The 19,031-nt window shown below is 66.1% G+C and carries 11 protein-coding genes; all 11 read right to left on the bottom strand.

Features of this window, described 5'->3' with window-relative positions:
• Positions 1-32: 32 nt before the first annotated feature.
• Positions 33-1,667, bottom strand: coding sequence for a hypothetical protein (locus VVD49_RS06425; RefSeq protein ID WP_327598309.1), 1,635 nt, complete (start codon positions 1,665-1,667; stop codon positions 33-35).
• Positions 1,668-2,027: 360 nt separating this feature from the next.
• Complete coding sequence (locus tag VVD49_RS06420) at positions 2,028-6,944, bottom strand: MCP four helix bundle domain-containing protein (RefSeq protein WP_327598308.1); 4,917 nt, start codon at positions 6,942-6,944, stop codon at positions 2,028-2,030.
• A 64-nt stretch (positions 6,945-7,008) separates the two neighbouring features.
• Entirely contained in the window at positions 7,009-9,156 is a 2,148-nt protein-coding gene (locus VVD49_RS06415) for a hypothetical protein (protein WP_327598307.1), read from the bottom strand.
• A gap of 212 nt (positions 9,157-9,368) precedes the next feature.
• Positions 9,369-10,277 (bottom strand): hypothetical protein, encoded by a 909-nt coding sequence (locus tag VVD49_RS06410; RefSeq protein ID WP_327598306.1) that lies wholly within the window; start codon positions 10,275-10,277, stop codon positions 9,369-9,371.
• The gene (locus VVD49_RS06405; RefSeq protein WP_327598305.1) at positions 10,274-10,594 is read right to left on the bottom strand and encodes a hypothetical protein; all 321 of its coding nucleotides are present in this window, start codon (positions 10,592-10,594) and stop codon (positions 10,274-10,276) included. The genes VVD49_RS06410 and VVD49_RS06405 overlap by 4 nt, the downstream gene beginning before the upstream one ends.
• A 4-nt stretch (positions 10,595-10,598) precedes the next feature.
• Positions 10,599-10,913: a hypothetical protein gene (locus VVD49_RS06400; RefSeq protein ID WP_327598304.1), complete on the bottom strand. Its 315-nt coding sequence runs from the start codon at positions 10,911-10,913 to the stop codon at positions 10,599-10,601.
• Positions 10,914-10,943: 30 nt separating this feature from the next.
• Positions 10,944-13,736 (bottom strand): phage tail protein, encoded by a 2,793-nt coding sequence (locus VVD49_RS06395; RefSeq protein WP_327598303.1) that lies wholly within the window; start codon positions 13,734-13,736, stop codon positions 10,944-10,946.
• Positions 13,736-16,003 carry a putative baseplate assembly protein gene (locus VVD49_RS06390; protein ID WP_327598302.1) on the bottom strand — a complete coding sequence of 756 codons (2,268 nt, stop codon included), beginning with the start codon at positions 16,001-16,003 and terminating at the stop codon, positions 13,736-13,738. Before VVD49_RS06390 ends, VVD49_RS06395 begins: the two co-directional genes overlap by 1 nt.
• Before the next feature lie 2 nt (positions 16,004-16,005).
• Positions 16,006-16,398: a GPW/gp25 family protein gene (locus tag VVD49_RS06385; RefSeq protein WP_327598301.1), complete on the bottom strand. Its 393-nt coding sequence runs from the start codon at positions 16,396-16,398 to the stop codon at positions 16,006-16,008.
• A 5-nt stretch (positions 16,399-16,403) separates the two neighbouring features.
• Positions 16,404-18,038 carry a hypothetical protein gene (locus VVD49_RS06380; RefSeq protein ID WP_327598300.1) on the bottom strand — a complete coding sequence of 545 codons (1,635 nt, stop codon included), beginning with the start codon at positions 18,036-18,038 and terminating at the stop codon, positions 16,404-16,406.
• A gap of 249 nt (positions 18,039-18,287) precedes the next feature.
• Positions 18,288-18,977 carry a phage baseplate assembly protein V gene (locus VVD49_RS06375; protein WP_327598299.1) on the bottom strand — a complete coding sequence of 230 codons (690 nt, stop codon included), beginning with the start codon at positions 18,975-18,977 and terminating at the stop codon, positions 18,288-18,290.
• Positions 18,978-19,031: the final 54 nt, after the last annotated feature.

The following is a 19,031-nucleotide window of genomic DNA, read 5'->3' as shown; positions in this document are numbered from 1 at the left end:
CGCGCCCTCTATGGCTGGATGACCCGGCGCGTTCACGCCAGCCCCCGCACATAGTGATAGCTCACGACCTTGCCGAGCCACGACAACCAGCCCGGGTCGATGTCGAGCCCGGCACGCCGCACACGCATGTCGATGGCATTCACGGAGAAATAGATATCGATGTGTGTCGGCGTACTGCCGACGCGCCCCGGCCGCAGCACCAGACTCGCCAGACCGATACCACCGGCGCGGCGCAACCAACGACGCGCGGCGCACAACCAGACCTGCGCCTGTGCGTCGATGGTGGTTGCGGCTGCCAGTGCGGCGACTAGCGATGCAGCAGGCTGCGCCTGTGGCGAGCGCAACAGTGCATCTGCCCAGCTTGCGGGAGCAGTGCTGGCGACGACGCCCGATGGGCTCATCGAAACCATACTGCCGAGCACGGCCAGCGTGGGTTCATCTTCGGCGACGCGCAAACGACGCAGCGCCATGACGAGAACGCGGCTGGCGAACTGGCCGGCATCGTGACCATTCGATTCTGCCCATTGCACAAGGCCGAGACGCACGAGTACAGGCAGCAGGAAAAACAGGCCGGCGCTGGTACTTCTGGCGAACAGCGGGTCCTGCGTGGCGCGGGCTTCGCTGGTTGGCGTCGCGGGCTGGATGTCTGCCGCTTCGTGTGCAGGGATGTGCACTTCGTCGCTGTCTTCGTACGCCACTTGCGGATCGGCAGACGGCCGGGCAATGCCTTCGGCATTTTCCGTACTCGCCATCAGATCATCAGTATCTGACTGTCCGGGCGCAACGGGCACATCCTTGTCCGTGCGCACCGGGACAGAACGGACCTGCGCTACCTCCCCCACAGGTCGCGTGACGACAAGCTGCGTCGATTGCAGCGCATCGCTGTCACGCAGGAACTGGAAGCGCGCAGCCTTGCTGGCCACCAGCAAGGAACGCAACCAGAGCGGCAACGCCCGCAGCACCGCATCGTCTGCATGCCGCGCCCTGAACGTCTGCTGCTGGCCATGTACCCCTTGCGGTGCGGGCTCAGCGTCGTGGGCGTCGGACGCGACAGCGCGCGGCTCATCCTCATCCACACCGGATGGCGCTGACGGCAGCATGGCAATCCCTGCTTCCTGCAGCAGACGCTCCGGGTCTGCTTGATCCAGCGCGGCAACCAGCAGCGGCGCGGCGCCCGCCTCTACCAGCGCGAGCACCCATGCCGGCAATGCCGCCTGCGCTTCGGGCAGGACGGAGAGCGCTTGCGCCATGCTGCGCAGATTGCTGCCCACCGTCTGTTGTGTCTGGAACTCCTGTACGGCCAGCGGCCAGTACCAGGCGTTGCACGCATCGCCGCGCAGCAGGCGCAGGGCGAGCTGGATGCGTGCGTCGAGAACGCCCGGGAAGTCTACGAAACCTGCATGCTCCGCAGTCGGCGTACCGCCCGCCACCCACTGCGCGCCAACCTCGGCCATGCGCTGTTCGATGATGCGCGACAGATGCTGCGAGGACATGCCGCGCGCGATATTGCCCAACGCGAGTTTGCGCACCACGCGCAGCCGCGCGCCACCATCGGGCAGGCTGGCGCAGCGCAGGGCGTCTTCGAGGCGCGGCAGCACGCTGCGCACGTCGGCCTCGCTGCCGGCGGTGAGATGCATGTGGCGGATGTGGCGGTCAGGAGTGGGCATGAGTGCCTCTTGCCTTACGCGCGGATTCACGATGCGTACTGAGCGGACCATCCCCCCTCTCCCGACCCTGACGGGCCACCCTCCCCCTCAGGGGGAGGGAACGGCTACGGCCGGCGATTTCGACACCGTTTGTCGCCAATAGGAAAGAGCACTGCCCCGGTCTTGGTTCGTCATTGTTAGAGAGGAAGCAAAGCGCGCTACGCGTCGCAGTCCCCTCTCCCAGAGGGGCGTAGCAGGGAATTCGAGCGGCACCGCCGATCGCCTGCGCAGCCAACTGGCAATGCAATGCCAGTTGTGGGCGCGGAGCGGGGTGGCCCGTCAGGGCCGGGAGAGGGGGAAAGCGTCGCACACGCACAAGCATCACCGTCCGAACAACGTCCGCTTCGCACTCGCCTGCGTCATGCTCACCGACGCTGCTTCGTCGAAGTGCACACGCACGTCATCACCCAGATCGACACGCGCCGCCGAGGTGTGGATCACGTGCGCCGAGACTTCGAGCTGGCCGAGGTCTTCCACCACGGCGCGCGCCACGACGCTGTCACCCTTGTAGATCAGCGCCTGCATGCCGACGCGCAGTTTCGAGGGCTCGAGCACGGTGAGCGGGATGCGGATGCCGGGCGATACGCCGGTGATCGGCCGCGCCATGCGGCCCGAGACGATGCGGTCGATCGGCGCATGGCTGGCGAGCAACAGGCACATGCGGATGACATCGTTTATCAGCGCCACGGCCTGCGGCTGGTTCGGTTCGATCTGTGCGAACAGCCAGTCGACGTAGGCCTGCATCTGGCGGCGGTCGATGTAGCCAATCTCGGCCCAGCGCGGCAGGCTGGCAAGGTTGCGCAGGTTCGGTGCGGCATCGAATTCGCTGAGTGTCTCGGCCCATTCGAGGCGCAGCACCGGCGCGATGCCGGAGAACTCGGCATGCAGGCAGGCGACGATGCTGCGGATGTTCTGCAGCTCGCTGGCCGCATCACGCGACACGTCGGCACGACCGTGACCGCCTTCGGCCAGATCCGCGAACGAGACGATCTCCGTGGCATGCGTCTGGATGCCTTGCCAGGTGAAGTTGGCGAAGCTGGCGATGTTGAGCGTCTGCAAGGCGGTGATGCGTGGTGCCAGCGCTTCGACCTGGCGCGTCGTCACTTGCGACATGGCGACGCTGAGCTTGTTGCGCGCCACGACGTTCGCTGTGCTCGCAGCCTGCAAGGTGCTGAGGATGGGTGTGGCGATGCCGGCGTGCGCACGTGCCTGCGCCGTCTGCAGCATGCGCACCAGTGGCTCGACTTTGTCGAGACGCTTGATCAGCGGCGGGATCCTGACGAACCAGGTGGCCGGCGCTTCGCGCACCACGCGCAGCATGTCGAGCAGTTCATCGGCAACGTCCGGGTGCTCGCGCAGGCAGGCGGGTACAGGTGCATCGAGCAGGCCGGGGTCGACGGCATGGGTCGGCGTGGCAAGCAGGTTGTCGGTTTCGCGCGGCCGGATGTAGGCGACGAATTTCACCTCTTCGTTGAGGACGCGCATGCGCCGCTTGTTGATGGCGTCGATGCGCCGCGTCTCTTCATCAAGCAGGGCGCGTGCGACGCTGACGTCGTGACGTGCTTCGGCCAGGTCGTCGGCAATGTTCTGCAGGTGACGCGCGGTCTGCGCCGCCTCGGCGAGCAGCTCCTGCAACGCACTTTCGCAACGGTTGAGCGCATCGCGGTAGATGGTGAGACGCGCTTCGAGCTGACGCAGGATGGCGATGGTGCTGTCCGATAGCGCCACGGTCTGCGTGAACAGGGTGGCCTCGTCGACGCCGCTACCGGTAGGCGGCGTCAGCAACTGCGCCAGCAGGTTCGCGTTATTACGGAAATCGGCGAGCTTGCGCTTGCCGCCCGCCGCACCCACGAGGAAGGGGTCGTTGGGCAGGCCGAAGATCTCGAAATCGGTCAGCAGCGCCGGTACCTCGCCGCTGTCTTCCTTGGCGAAGGCTTCCAGCAGGTCGAGCAGCGACGACACCGTGCGATGACGATTGGATAGCGCGTAATCACGCGCCTCGGTCGAGGGCGGTGCTTTGAGGCGGTCTGCAATCGCCGTGGTGCGGATTTCGGTAAGCCCGATCACCGGGCTGGCATAGACGATGTTCAAGGGTGCGCGTGGCGGCGTGATGAGGCGGGCCGAGGTCTTGCGCGCACTGCTCGGGATATTGGCAATGGTGGCCGCCACCGTGGTGGCGGCTGGCGGGGCTGCCACGCGTGCAGCGGCCTTGACGGTGCCGACGTAGTCCTTGATCTGGCTCTGCACGGTCAGTGCGCTGTCGGATTTGGCGATGGCAGCGAGCGCTGGCGACACGGCCAGGCGCGAGGCGTCGCTGGTGCTGAGCATGAGCTGGCGCACGCGATGCATGTCGACCTGCATGTGGGCAAAACCGAAATCGGTGATGTCATCTGCACGATCGATGCGGCGGCGCAGGTAGTCGGCGAAACCCGACAGGCCACGCAGCAGGATCTGTGATTGCTCGTGGTTGGAGAGGCGCTTGATAAGCGGGTCGCCGACGAGATCGGTATAGACGCGCACCGTGCCGATGCGTGACGAAGGCGTCGGTGTCAGCACGCCGAGATTGTTCTGCAGGGTCAGCTTGGCATTGAGGAAAGGCTTGAATGCAGGCACAGGCTGGCCGGCGACAACGTCCTTCGGCCACAGCACGTCTGCCTTCGGCACCGTCCCGCTGCGCACGGCCTGGATATCGCTGAAAGCCAGATTGCCGCCGAACGACAGAAACAGTACGGTGACGATGCGGAACTTGGTGACGCCCGGAATTTCCTTGCCATCGCCATCGGTGATCGCGGTCGGGAACGGCAGCTCCATCGGCACCCACAGGCCGGATTGCGGCAGGGCACCGGCACGCACGGCCTTGGCAGCGAACGTGGCGAAGCCGGGCACGGTTTCGGACAGCTCCTTGAAGCGGTTCTCGCCCCAGAACGCAGTCGTGATCGCGAAACCCTTGGCAGCATCATTGATGTCGTAGCCGGTGCACATTGCGAGGGCGCAGATCGAACGTGGCGGGGAAAGCTCGTCGAGATAGATCCACGTACTGAGCTTGTCGCCCTTGGCATACGCCGGCACTTGCGGCAGGTTCTTGAGGTCGAAGCTGACCTGATGCCCGCGCCAGCCCGCAGCCTGCGGGTAGTACACGTTGATACCCTTGGTAGGCACGGCCAGTGCAGCGGGCGTCTGCTCCTCCTCATCCTCGCCACCCTGGCCGAGGATGTCACCCGAGACATTGCCGATCAGTGCGGGCAGGCTGGGCACGACGCCGTCATGTTCCTCGAAGGGCATCCACAGGTCGTTTGCAGTAAGCAGGTCCCAGGTTTCGTTGCCCTGCACGCGCGCACCCAGCGGCAGGAAATTGCAGAACCACTTGCGCCACACCTGGTCGACGCGTGCGCCGGCGAGGCCGTAGGCGGCACGCCCGTCGAACAGCGTGAAGGCCATGCCGTCGACATCCTTGTCCTCCAGCCCCAGCGCCGCAGCCGACACCTTGAGCTGGGTCCATGCGCCGGGCGTTGGCAGGTCGCCGGCACGCAGGTGCGAAGCCGTGCCATCTGTGCCGCCACCGATGAGGTTCTCGCCCCAGTAGGCACGATGTTCCCAGCCGCCGGCCTCATGCCATTGCAGCATCAGCATGCGTGGCGGGTTGTCCTGATCGAGGCACACCCAGACGAACAGCGACTCGCCTTTCTTCACATTGAACTTCGTCGTGGCGCCGTCGAAGAAGTGCTGGTGCATGCCGGCCAGCAGCTGGCTGCGATGACCGCCACCGGGCGGCGGTTCGCCCCAGGGTTTGAGCGTTTCGGGCTCGAGCGCCTGCGGGTCTTCCTTGTAGGTGGGCACGATCTGCGTCTCGCCATTGAGGGCGTGACGCAGCATCGCCGAGCGGTTGCGCATGCCCTGGCGCAGGCCCAGCGTGCGGGCGCGCGTCAGCAGGTAGCGATCGAGCGTCTTCTGGAATTCCGGGTCGACGGATTCCGTCACCAGCAGGCGCGGCTCCCAGGATTGCAGCGGCACCGGCACCAGCACGCGCACCGATTCCTGCGCAGCCAGATCGAGCGGCGCGAGACCGGCACTTGCACGCACGGCCAGATCGAGTTGATCGACCGGTATGGGCGCCGCGTCGATATCGAAACCGGGCGGGAAAAAGTCGCTGGCGTGCGAGGACGGATCGAAGGCGTTCTTCGGCAATAGCCCGACCGGGGGCAGCGAGACGCCGAAGGCTTCGGCCAGCGTTTCGGGCGGCACGTCGCCAGCGGCTGCAACCTGCTCGGCAAACTGTTCGATACGCGCCTGCCATAGCGAGGGCAGGCGACTATTGGCTGCAATCGCTGCGACGGAGCCTGCGGCGAGTTGCAGGCGTGCATCGCGCGCCAGCCCGCCCTTGCGTACGACGCTGGCGCGATCCACCCACGCGGGTTGCTGCCCGGCGTTGAGGCCGACCAGCGCGATGGGCACGCCGTACTCCTCCCAGGGCAGGCAGTCATCGACCGATAGCGCGGACTCGGCATCGAAGATTTTCGCGGCGAGTGCGTTGCGCAATTGCGCATCAGTGCTGGCGGGGATGCGGCGCCATTCCTGCGGCCAGACATACCAGACGAGACGCACGGCATCGGCAATACGCCAGTCCTCGAACGCAGCCGCATCATTGACCGTGCCTTCATCGCAGGCGCTGCGCTCGCAAGGGCTGGATGGATCGAAACTCGAGGTGTCGACGAGCGCAGGTTGCAGCACCAGCACGCCAATGGCAGGCAGCGTGGCGAGCGATGCGGCGTCCAGCGTGCCGAGCGTGAACTTCTCGTCGATGGTGCGCGCGCGAAGGTTGCCTTCATCTTCAGCATCACCGACACCGCTGCCGTCCATGAAGAAGCCGGGCGGCGCGGCAACGGAGACATCCGCCAGCACGCAATCCATATGCGTATTCAATACGACGTCTTCGCCACTGACCGCCAGGCCACGCCCTCTGGAGATGGACAGTCGCACGCCGCCAAAGCCGAGCGCGTCGGTCAGCGACACCTCGACCTGCAGGCCTTCGACGACGCCCGCCACCCAGTCTTGCCCACGCTGGGCGATGTGACCCGCCTGCCATTGCTGGCGCTGCTGCAGGGCAGCCGCCCCGAGGGCGCGGCCGGGAAACAGGTTGGGGCGTCGCAACCAGTCGCTGGCCGCCTCGACAGCAGTCTCCGGTGACAGGCCGACGACACGCTCACCCGGCAAGGGCTGCTGAATGGTTCGGATGCTCACGGCTGTCCTCCGCTCGATGGGGTGCGACTGATGGCTTGACTGATGGCTGGTGGCGCGTCACGCATCACTTGCTCACTTTTTTCGTGGCGGCCTTGATGGGCTTCTTTGCTGCGGGAGTCTTGCCCGCCGTCGTTGTCGCGGCGGCTTTTGCGCTGGCCTTGGCCGGCGCCTTGGTCGGCGCTGCAGCCGGCGTTTTTGCCGACGCGCTTGCCGGTGCCTTGACGGAAGACCTGGCTGGCGCTTTCACCGGGGCCACGACCAAGGTGTCGCTTGCCTTGCCGACCGGCACGCGTGTCACCGGCACTCTGGTCACAGGGATCTTCACGCTGTCCGTCACCGTCGCGCCGCCAATCTTTGTTGCAGGCTTCGTTACCTCGGCGGTGCCCGTCACGGGCGTCACCACCTCGGTGGCCGCCTTGCCGGTCGGGGCCAGTCGCGCCGACAACTTGGTCACCTCCTGCGTCGTCGCCTTGATGGCGGTGACATCGAGCTTCTTCCAGGCATCGTTGCTGGCGAGATTGACCAGTGCCGACTTCGACACGCCCGCACTGATGCTCTTCTCCAGCAGCACGATGCCGTCGCCGACGCCGGCTGTTTTCATGTCGACACCAACGCTCAGTGCGTCGGCATTGTCGAGACGGCCCGATGGCGCAGCGGCAGCCTTCGCGGCGAGTGCACCAAGCGCTGCGGCAGTGAGCGCGGGCGACTCGGTGAAGCGCGGCAGTGCCAGCAGGCTCAGCACACTCCACGAGGCCTTGCTCGTCGCCTTGGCCATGACGCTGTCAAACTGCGGCTTGAGACCGAGGCTCAGCACGCGCGCCTTGACGGCGTTCTCCAGCGCGATCTCGTCGCTGCCGGTGGCGGCCACGCCATTGCCGACAAGGTCATCGCGATAGGCTAGATTGCGCCGGCGCACAAACCACAGGGTCGGCAACTTGGCGAGGCGTGCCCATTCGGCATCGGCAGGGTTGGACACATCGGGCACGGCGATGGGCAGCGGCAGGCGCATGCGTTGCAGGATCTCCAGCGGCTTCCTCTGCGCGATGAGATTCGGCGCAGCAGGCTTGAGCGTGCGGGTACGCGACACCAGCTTGGCCATGACGGCGCGGTAGTCGCTGCGTGGTACGGGGGCCAGCACCAGCACCGCCGTGAGGTCGAGTGCGGCTTCGGAGGCGAGGAAATCGATCGGTGGCAGCGCCAGCGCTTCTTCGATCAGGGCGGGCAATTCGTCTTCGGGAATGATGGAGAAGTCGACATCGACCTCGGCGGGGAAGTAGCGCTGCGTGAAGTCTTTTGTATCGATGATGCCGACCGGTAGCGGGCCTGCTGGCGGCAGCGCCGGGAACTGCGTCGAGGCCGGAAAGCTGCGGCCGTGCATCTGCGTGACCACGTCCGCCAGATGGGTCTGGTGCTGCAGCAGGTGGGCGAGACGCAGGGCACGTGGCGCAAAGCCGAGGCCCGGCAGATCGCCACGATCCGCACCCAGCTCGCGCCGCACCATGGCTTCATCGATCCACACGATGGTGTTGGATTGCAGGGCCAGCATGGCGATCGGCAGTACGTTGGCAGAGGCGAGGCTCTTGGTGCTCTGCGTGAAGATGGTTCGGGCCGCACGACCACGCCGCGCTTCGAGTGCGTCGGCTGCGCCATCGTCCTGCCAGGGCACCAGCACCAGCGCCGTCGCTTCGATGACATCGCCATCCTCGACGGTGCGCGGGCCCGTCAGGGAGGTCGGATAGGCACCTACGGGATTGGCGGTGAACTCGACCGGGCGCAACGCGAGGATGTAGAGCCCGGTACGGCTGCGCAGCGGTGGCGTCGGGATGCGTGACAGGCCGAACCTCGCCGAGAGCTGATCGGCCACGGGAATGTCGGCGAGGTTGATGGTGAGCTGGTGCGGAATCAGCACCAGTTCGCCTGCTGGCGTGATGCCCTGCCCGGCCGTGACGTGCAGGGCATGCGGCGTAGCGCCCTGATCGACAAACAGGCCATGCGCGACACCGCTACCTGCGGCGCGGCCGAGATCGGCTTCGCGCGTCAGGAAGTATTGCTGGTCACGGATCAGGTCACGCGCGGCGAGGAAGCGACCGTCGAAATAGCGTGGCCGCTCACGTCGCGGATCCTGCACGAGGACACCGTGATTGCGCAGGGCTACAACATCTTCTGCGTGGATCTGCGCGCGCGCTGCGCCTTGAGTGAGATTTGTCGCCATGGCGAACTCCGTTTTCGGTTTGATTCAGATTTCTGTTGCTTGAGGGTTTGTCACATCACCACCATTTCCCCTCTCCCGGCCTCCGGCCACCCTCCCCCGAGGGGGAGGGAACTGCTACCGGCGGGCTCGCTGCCGTCCCCTCTCCCTGAGGGAGAGGGTGGCCCGTCAGGGCCGGGAGAGGGGGAAAGGGTCCGTATGCGCATGTATTCCCATCACAAACCCACCCACTGCGCCAACAACGGCGAAGACGGCAAAAAGCGACGACCCCAGTTGTCCACCAGCGGCACATCCGCCGTACGTGCCGGCGAAGTGATGTCATCAACAGGAATGAACACACGCCCGAGGAACACCGCGCTGTAATCCAGATCCGCCGGATGCTCGGGCGCAGGCTGTAGTCCACCGGAACCACCGGCATGCTCCGCTCCGCCATACGCATCGAGCACCGCGTCCTGCGCCGCATCGCGACGCTCGGCGGCAGTCGAGGCGGGATTGCTCAACACGGCATCCGCAGGTGGAATCGGCAAGCCGTCGTAGGCGTCGTCGAGACCGCTGCGCGGTATCAGCTTCAGTTCATAGGCATCGCGGATGCGCGAGGTCGACACGGCGTTGAGCGCGTCGAAAGGACCTTGTGCAAAGCTCGGCGTCAGGCCCACCGGGCAGCCGACGAAACGGATGAAGACATCGGCGATCAGCGCACTGGCGGGCAGCACCGCTGCACTGTCGCTCATGCGCGGCGAGACGAAGCGCGCGACGTTTTCGTAGGCGGCAGTGCGCAGCGTGTCGCCACCATCGCTCGCCTCGATCAGCGCGAACCAGTTGGGCAGGCGGATGCAGGCATCGCGCGGCAGTTCGACGAGGCGGCCGAGACGATCCACCGCCAGACCTGGTTTGACGCGGATCTCTTCCACCTGCGTCGCCGAGCCCGGCACATGTTCGACCTCCAGCCCGGCCAGCGTGCCGCCGCCTGCAAGAAAAGCCATGGCGCGCGCCAGGCGGCTGCGGTGATAGGTCTGCTCGTCGCTGAAGTCCTGTGCATCGAGAAGCATGCCCGTCGCATACGCGGGCCGTTCGGCGCGCGGCTGGACGAATAGCGGATCAGCTTCCTTGGTGAGAATGCTCATGTCTTGCTCCCGGTCTTTGCTGCTTTCCTGCTCGTCCTGCGTGCTGCAGTTGTGCTTGCGGCCGGCTGCACGCTGCTTGCCAGCGGTGCTGGCGAACTACCGATCGGCCGCGTAACGATGGGCGGCGTGACGATGCCGCCCGGAATGACGATTCGTCCGCTCCGCACTTCCACCACCAGCTCGTCGGCCTTCGACGCCTTGCCCTGGTCGTCGATGACGACCAGGCGGAAGCGGTGAAAGCCCACGTCCAGCCCCGCATCGACAGTGATGCCGGGTGTGCTGGTGGTCTGTGGTTTGCCTGCGACGAACTTCGCCATCGGACTACCTTTCGGGGCCCACGTAGGTCCACTGGTACTGCACGACCCGGCCACCACCCACGTCGAAGGACTTCGAACCGTCCAGGTTGAACGATGCGCCGGACGCCACTACCGAGGGCGCACCGAGCACGGCCGTCGGCGCTTCCTGGTCAGCAACGATGACGACCAGCTCGTCAGCCTTGGAGACATTGCCGGCGTCATCCACCACGACGAGGCGGAAGCGCTGGCGGCCGACGGGTAGCGGTGCCGTGCGCGAGACCGTCACCTCGATGGTCGGGGTGTCGGTGGATATTTCCTTGCCAATCACGAATTCAGCCATTTCAGATTCCTTTCGAAACGAGGTTGAGCATCAGATGTCTTCTGGCGGCAAGAGACGCCAGCGGTACTCTTCGATACCGTGTCCGGGAGCAGCCTGCGAAGCACTGCCATCGAGAATGAAGCTGTTGCCTGCCGCCACCGTCTGATCGGCTCCAGCATCGGCAACGGGAGGCGCAACGGGCGCATTCAGCGGTGTCCCACTCAGGCGCGGATCGAGCAGCGCCTGACCGATGAGGAAGTCGCCCATGCCCAGCGAGGAGCGATCGACGCGAACGGGCCGCGCCGGACGCGGCGGGCCGAGGTAGGTGTCGACACCGACGAGACTGGAGACGCCCACCAGCAGCGGCCAGGTGGCTGCGACGACGCGCACCTCGACATGCGCGGGCGCTTCGAGCTGGGCGATGCGGCGGATCAATGCGAAGTCCTGCGTCTCGACTTCGCGATGCACGAGGATCGTGCAACGGAAGGCGAGCTTCTCGTAGAAGCTGATGGCTGCCGCGTCTTCGCTATTCGTCGTGGCCGCGTCGTTGAACAGCGCGGCGAGTTCGCTGCGCATGCCAGGGTCGTGATCGCCGACAAAGAGCGTGTCGCCGACGATGGAGTTACCACTCTGGATCAGGCCGGGCAGCAGCGGGTCGTTCTCCTCCGACATGTCGACGCCGAGCAGCGTGGCGAGGATACGGCGCAGGCGGAAATCCTCGATGACGACGATTTCACCGCCACGCACGCCACCACCGGTGGCGATGTCGAGGGCCAGACGCAGGCCGTTGCGCGTGCCATGCGCACGCGCCAGATCGGGTGCGGCGCGCAGCCAGTCGCGACGACGCGCTGCGGGCAGCGCAGCATCGAAAGCCACGCCGATCCAGCCGGCGAGCCAGTCGAGATTTTCTTCCGGCACGGCCGCCGGGTCGGACAACAAGTGTGCAGCGGCGACGCGATCTTCCATCTGCGTCAGCACGCCTTCGAAGTTGGCCAGCATGCGCGCCGTGAAGTCGGCACCAGAGGCCTGCGGCCGGTAGATGACTACGGCATTCTGTTCGTGCGTCAGCCGCCACGAGCTACTCGCGTCGCGCAGCAGCCAGGCCTCGTCGGCCTGCTCGACGATGATCTGCGCCGCCACCGTAGGATTGATCTGCGCCAGCGTCAGACGCGCGCGCAGTGCCGGCGGCAGCGCGCCGCCCGCGTTCAGCGCAGCCACGAAGGCCACGTCGATGCGCGCCAGCTCTTCGCCGGGCGCAGCGGCCGCATCGCCGAACAGGCTCTCGCGATAGATGCGCGGCAGGTACTTGTCGGCATACGAAAAGCGGCTGCCCCAGGCGCGCAGCGCGGCGATGTCGGGGCCGACGCGACCATCGCCGTGCATGACGACATGCACCCACAGGTAGCGGCCGACCAGCGTGCGCACGCGTTGGCGACTGTTCTGCACCAGCACGGAGAACAGGCCGCAGGTGCCCGGCGTGCGTTCCCGACCGAGCAGGCCGGGATGGCCCGGCAATTCGGAGGCCTGTGGCTCCCATGCCGCGCGTGGTAGCTGCGGTGCGAGCATGGCGTCATCCAGCGTGGCGATGTCGCGGCCAAAACCATGTGGATGCCACGCGGTGAGATCGCTCAGTGCAGGCGGGCGCGGCACATTGGTGGCGGACAACCACAGGACGAAACCGGTGTGCGCAGGAATCGCCGCCTCCGCATAGACGCGGTTCCACACTGTCGTGTTGTCCTTGCTGTCGATCAACCACGCGGAGAAACCGGCAGGCGTGTCGGCAAAATTGTTCGCCTCACCACGCCGCGCCAGATTGTTGAGCGACAGGGCATACAACGGCTGCGTGCCGACGCTTTTGCCAGGCTCATCGCTGGGGTAGTGCGGCGGCTGGATGGCGCCATTGGCGAAGGAGGCTTCGCGCGCATTGTCCGACAGCGGGTAGACCTCCCCCATCGCCATGACAATGCCATTTGCATTCGCTGCAGCAAGATCGAAGGCGGGCGCATCGACACGACCCGGCACACGCACGGCAATACGACCGGCAGATAGCCAGGTCAGCGAGTAGGCATAGCTGGCACCGGTGAGGCGCAGCGGTGCGGAGAGGCGCTGTTGCGTGTCATCCCAGCGGCGCACGCAAGCCGTGCCACTGCCATCGAACCAGGTCAGTACCGCAAGGCCGGAATGTTCCGCGGCAGCCAGCGCCAGCGGCCGCTCGCCAGCCGCATACACGGGCGTCGGCAGCAGGCTCATGGCGGGCGCGCAACCGTTCTCCGGCGAAGGGCGGAACACGTCGGCGTTGTACTCCTCGGTGCGCGGTGTCTGCGCGCGCAGCGGCCGCCCCGTCAGATGTGCGAGCCGTCCTGTCGTGCGCTCCATGGCCCACACACCACCACCCGCAGACGGCGTGAGACGCCACGCCGTGAAACCCGCCAGGGCGACGGTGACATCCTCCCAACGACCGCGCAGGTCATGCATGCGAATTCCGCCACCATCACCCTCGGCAAGCGCGATGTAGAGGATGCCATCTGCGCCCGCGCACAGATCGCTCGGTGCGGCCGCCAGCGGCAGGATGGGCGCGGTGCCCGGCAGGTAACTGCTGGCGACGATGGTCGAAGTCGCTGCATCCCAGCTCGCCACGCCTTCGAGTTCGTCGATGGCGCGTGGCACGGCTTCCAGCGCGGCCTGCGCAGCAGTGAAGGCGTCACCTGAAGACAGCGCGGGGCTCAGCGCGCGTTCAGAAGCGAGGCGCAGCACACGACACTCCGGATTCCACGCAGCGTGCTGCACGGCCGGGAAGTGCCGTGCATCACCGAGCAACCAGAAGCGCTGGCCGTTTGCGTCCATCAGCAGAGCTCCGGCACGACAGGTACGGCGACCGCGTGGTCGTCGGCAAACGGATTCGGCAAGGCGCGCAGATCGGTCGGCGCGCTCGGCCCGTCGACGGCGATCACCGACAGCAACTCCGGCAACTGCCAGGGCTGCAGCGACAGGATCTGCGCGCCGTCTGCCGCAATCGCGGGCAGCTTTTGCCAGTCGTCATTGTGTTTCTGGAACAGGTTGAGCCCGCGTAACTCGTCCACACCGGCAACGCGCGACACCTCGACCTCCAGCTCGCGACTGCGGATGGCGCGACCCAGCGGCCAGCCCTTCTGGTCGAGCCCGCCCGGCGCCAGCGGCCACAGCAAGCGGCGCAGCGCTTCGCGCACTTCGAGCAGCACCTTGTCGCGTGCGAAACCTTCACGCAGCGTCACCGCCACCGACAGGCCCAGCGGCACGTATTCGCAGCCGATGACGTACAGCTCCGTCGCCAGCGGCGTGCGTGCCGACAGGTGCGCATGCAGGCGCTCGATGAAGGGACGATCCGGCCGCGGATTCGGTGCAGGTGCCAGCGTCGCCGCAGGCAGGGCCATGACGCTGACCACGCCGGGCACGTTGAAACGCCGATCACGCGGCTTGAAGCGCGGCATCACCTCGACACGACCGACATCGATGGCAGGTGCCTCGAAGGAGAGACGACGGTAATCCTCTTCCGTCACGGCACGATCACGATGGCGCATCATCGCCGGGATGCGCTTCTCGGCAATCGCCAGCGTCTCCGCATCTTCACCGCCACCGAGCGACAGCGGCTGGTTGACCTTGATGGCCGGCGCAGCGCGTCCGTCGATGCGCCGTGCGGTCAGCTCGGCGATGCTGCCTGCTGGCAGGTTGCCGGCGCGACCACCACCGAAGCGGCCGACCGCGAGACGCACACGCATCTCGCGCTCCGGCACGCGCCCGCGCACGCCATCGCCGAAGCGCACGGTACCGGCTTCGGCATCGAGTTCGTAGGCAGGCGCTTCACGCGCCACGTTGACGTCGCCACTGATGGCGGCGAGGTCGTCGACGCGATACCAGTTCTGGTAGCCACGCCCCGCCTCTTCCACCTGGATGACAAGCGAATCCCGGTCGACCGATGGCAGCGGCAGCTGGAAAACCTGATCTGCCGCGCCCGTGGAAGAGCCCAGCACGCGGCCGCTGACAGTCACGCGCTGATCGATCTCCACCGCGTTGATGCCCAGCCAGGAGAGCGAAAGATGCGTGACGTTCTCGCCGGTCTTGGGGCGAAGGCGCAGCCAGCCGACGAGGCGAGACGCACGCTCGGCATCGTCGAGGCGGGGTGGCACGTCGCCGACGCCGGCACGCGGGTTGACGCCGACATCGTTCGACGGTGCCCAGATCAAGCTCTCGTCCGGCAACTGCAGACGCAGCGTGCCCGCGACGGCAAGGCCCTTGCTGGTATCGGTGCTGCCATCTACGCCCAGCGTGAGGTAGTCCGTCTCGCGTTCGGTGCGGCCGCGCGTGGTCATCTCCCACATCACCGGCACCGAGGTCGGTGCGCTGACCTGCTCGAACAGGGTCGGCGCCTTGATGGTCGGCACGATGCCGACCGAGAGCAGCGCGGGCAGGCCCGTATCGCCACCACCCATTGCCGCCTTGGCTGCGATATTCGTCGCGGGTTGATCCTCGGGCTTCGGCGCTTTCGGAGCGAACAGGGCAATCCACAGGGCACGGTCGGCACTCTTGCCGAACACGTCGAAGCCAGCGGGCTCGGCGCGACCACCGGCGAACACCGGCGTCGTCTCGTAGCCCTTGAGCGAGCCGCTGATGTTGTGGATGCGCGACAGACCGTGCAGCACGTCGCTCTTCTTCGCCAGCTCTGCAGAGCTCAGGCGACGCTTGATGTAGGCCTCGGCACTGATCGGCAGTACGGTCGTTTCGGCGAGCGTCTCGAAGGGCACGGCGGCCTTGAGCTGGCCGAGCGGCGCCAGCGTGTGGCCGCCCAGCTCCGTCTCCTGCGCGAACGACAGGCTGACGATGCCTCGCGCAGGCAGTGCGGGCTTGAGGCCCATGCCCAGCAGCTTGAGGAAGACCAGGCGCTGGCGCTCGGGGATGAGGTTGGCGCGATACAGCAGCGCATCGCCCATCCACGCGAAGAGTTCGATCAGGGTACGGCCCGGGTCACCAAGACGCGGATTGGTCCACTCCGGCGTGTGCGCGGGAATGCGTGCGATCAGGTCTTCGACAAGGTCGTCGAAGCGGCGGTCATCGAGCGAGGGTGGCAGGATGGGCATGGTCAGCCTTCCAGTTGCACAGTGACATTCATGGCGCCCGGCGCACCGGTGCGCGCCAGGCGGTAAGCGATCTCGACACGCACGTGGCTGGGCTGGTTGTCGACCTCCCAGACCTCGACGCCATCGAGCAGGATGCGACGCTCCCAGCGGGTCAGCGAATCGCGCACCAGATCGCGGATCTGGCGCCGCGTGGCGATGGTGTTCGGCTCGTTGAGCAGGCGGTCGAGCCCGCCACCGAACTCGGGGCGCATCAGTTGCTCGCGGGGTCGTGTGCTCAGGATGATGCGGATGGCATCGCGCACGCTCTTCGCGAGATCGGGCCAGGCCAGCTCGCCGTGTTCATCCGGCAACGGCAGCAGGGGCCAGCCCAGCAGGGGACGGAGGGTTTCGTTCATGGCGCTCATCCGGCAGGAGGCTTGTTGCCAAGCTTGGGAAACGGAATGCAGATCTTGATGAAGAACAACCAGCCGAACACGAGGTGCAGCAAGGTCAGGAAGATGTTGAGCACGATGAAGGCGCAGATGGTGATGACGGGGATATTGAATCCACATATCCACGCCAGCCCCGGGCCGCTCGTGCTGCCCTTACCTTCCATGAGGTCCTTGGTCTTGCCCGACAGCAGGTTCTGCATCGACGGCGGCACGACGAAGGCGACATTCGGCTTGAGCGATTTGAGAAGACTGCGGTCGCTCGCATCGGGCAAAGGAATCTGCACCGGTGGCGCACCGGCGCCCTCGTACCAGGCGGCGATGACGAAGGGCTCGCTGTAGTCGCTCCACACGATGCGGCCTTCGCAACCGCAATCCGGTTTGAGACGCACGAAAGCGCGCACGGCGTAACGTGCATCCGGCTCGTCGAAACGACCGGCCTTGCCCTTCATGGCGACGAAGCGCGCCTGCATGCCTTTCGACAGGGCCTTGCGCAGCTTCGCCGCATGGGTCGCGGACAGCTCAGGCCAGGATTCCGGCATCTCGAACGAGCCGACCGTCTTGTCGTTCTCCAGCAGCAGGCGGCTGGCCTTGTGCAGGAAGTCGTAAGCCTCGACATAGCGACGCGTCGTCTCGTTTTCCTTGAGCTTGAGCGGCAGCTGGATCTTCTTCAGCTCGCTGCGCAGGTCATCAACCTCCTGGCCGCCGTCGAAGACATTGAACTCGCTGCCGAGCTGGCGCAGCAACAGCACGAAGCGCTTCATGCGGCGCACCGTGTTGCTGTCCTTCGCGTCCTTGATCAGCTCGGTGAACTGCGCCAGTGGCAAGCCCTCGGGCGGCACGGCACGCGGCAGCTCCACCGCTTCGAACCAGCCCGCCTGCACCGTCTCGCCTGCATACGCGAAGTTCATCGCTTCGCCGCGCAAGGCCTCGACGAGGTGCTTGATGAAGAAATCCGTATCGGGCCCGAAGCTATTGTCACCGGCTGCCGCGAAGACGGGACCGGTCTCGCATAGCTCGCCGCTGATGGTCGGCACCATGCCGTAGAACACCGTCTTGCCCGCCTCGCTGCACACGTCGGGCGGCGCCATGTAGAGCGGGATGACGTGCTCGTTGAGCAGGCTGTCGGCACGCTCCAGTGCGAAGCCGGTGAGCTTGCGGTCGATGTCGGCCACACCCGTGAGGCCGCGCTTGAGACGTAGCGCCGCGCCGGGATCCGTGCGGTCACCACCGACGCGCGTCAGCGGCAACCAGCCACGCGCACGGCCTTTGGAGTGCATCCAGCCTTCGTGCGAATTGCCCTGCACGCGACGCAACACCATGCCCGCCGATTCCACGCGCGCAGGATCGATGCGCGGCTCGCCGGGCGTGTCGCACCAGGCCTCGATGAGCGCGAGATGGAACTGGCGCTGGATAGGTTGAAAGAGCTTCAGAACCCCCTGCTTGTTGGTCGCCTGTGCACGCAAGGCCTTGAGACTCGCACGACCGCTCGCAGTGCGCAGGTCGTCGAGCGTGGACTCGATGAAGTCATCATCCGTGCGCTGCAGGATGACGGGTTTGTGGCCGCCGGGAAGATCGCGGGGGGCGCCGATGAGGATGCTATGCATGGCGGCCCCCGATGACCGGCGAGAAGCACCGAGCAACGCATGCACGTCGCAGTTCCCTCGCCCGCGATAGCGGGAGAGGGTGGCCCGTCAGGGCCGGGAGAGGGACGGACTTACGCCAAGCGACAATCCGCCAACCCGCGTCATTCCCGCGAACGCGGGAATCCAGTGTCGTTGCTTCAGCCCGCATTGAACGCCGCTGGATTCCCGCGTTCGCGGGAATGACGGAGAGTGGAGGTGTACGCATCGTGTTCACCACACGTTCCCCGCACCGGGCGTATAACTCGAAGAGATCACTGAATTGGTGATCAACGCCTCACATTTCACGACGCCCGAGAACTTCGCCATGGCCGCATCCACCGTCACCATGCCGGCCGACACGTCGACCTTCGCCGCCTGCACCGTGACCTTGGCCGAGGCCTGCACGGTGATGCCCGCACTTTCCAGCTTGATGCTGTTGCCGTTGCTGTCTTCGATGGTGACCTCGCCGGGGCCGTCCTTGAGCGTGAGCTTCTGGCCGCCCGGCGTTTCGAGGATCATCGTTTCCTGACCCTGCTGGTCATCCAGCGTGATGACGATGCCATTCTTCGACTTTATGCGCTTGTAGCGGTTGACGCCACCCGACTCCGTATCGGCCGGCGCCGTCGACGCGCCATTCCACAAGCCGCCCATCACCAGCGGATGACGCGCATCGCCCTGCGCGAAGATCACGAAGACCTCGTCGTCGACATCCGGCAGGAAGAAGGCGCCACGGTCGGAGCCGGCGAAAGGCGATACAACGCGCGCCCACATCTCGGTCTCCTGCTGCGCGACAGCGTCGAAGGCCAGCAGCTTGATCTTCACGCGGTTGAGGCTGTCCGGATCGTCGAGCGACACGACGCGTGCGAGGAAGCCGGCATTACTCCAGGCGGGAGGGGGGGTGAAGACGGGGTCGCGTTTCATTGCGCGAGCCCTCCAACAATCGTCATCCCGGCGAAGGCCGGGATCCAGACGGAC

This window comes from Uliginosibacterium silvisoli (assembly GCF_036017035.1).
GTDB classification, from domain to species: Bacteria; Pseudomonadota; Gammaproteobacteria; order Burkholderiales; family Rhodocyclaceae; genus Viridibacterium; species Viridibacterium silvisoli.
Note: the sequence above shows the minus strand (reverse complement) of the source record. Positions and strands in the feature narration are given on the sequence as shown.

What these genes read in the sequence shown, in the direction of transcription:
- VVD49_RS06425 (WP_327598309.1), bottom strand. Translation starts at nt 1,667, where the DNA reads ATGCCCACTCCTGACCGCCACATCCGCCACATGCATCTCACCGCCGGC.
- VVD49_RS06415 (WP_327598307.1), bottom strand. Translation starts at nt 9,156, where the DNA reads ATGGCGACAAATCTCACTCAAGGCGCAGCGCGCGCGCAGATCCACGCA.
- VVD49_RS06410 (WP_327598306.1), bottom strand. Translation starts at nt 10,277, where the DNA reads ATGAGCATTCTCACCAAGGAAGCTGATCCGCTATTCGTCCAGCCGCGC.
- VVD49_RS06405 (WP_327598305.1), bottom strand. Translation starts at nt 10,594, where the DNA reads ATGGCGAAGTTCGTCGCAGGCAAACCACAGACCACCAGCACACCCGGC.
- VVD49_RS06400 (WP_327598304.1), bottom strand. Translation starts at nt 10,913, where the DNA reads ATGGCTGAATTCGTGATTGGCAAGGAAATATCCACCGACACCCCGACC.
- VVD49_RS06395 (WP_327598303.1), bottom strand. Translation starts at nt 13,736, where the DNA reads ATGGACGCAAACGGCCAGCGCTTCTGGTTGCTCGGTGATGCACGGCAC.
- VVD49_RS06390 (WP_327598302.1), bottom strand. Translation starts at nt 16,003, where the DNA reads ATGCCCATCCTGCCACCCTCGCTCGATGACCGCCGCTTCGACGACCTT.
- VVD49_RS06385 (WP_327598301.1), bottom strand. Translation starts at nt 16,398, where the DNA reads ATGAACGAAACCCTCCGTCCCCTGCTGGGCTGGCCCCTGCTGCCGTTG.
- VVD49_RS06380 (WP_327598300.1), bottom strand. Translation starts at nt 18,038, where the DNA reads ATGCATAGCATCCTCATCGGCGCCCCCCGCGATCTTCCCGGCGGCCAC.
- VVD49_RS06375 (WP_327598299.1), bottom strand. Translation starts at nt 18,977, where the DNA reads ATGAAACGCGACCCCGTCTTCACCCCCCCTCCCGCCTGGAGTAATGCC.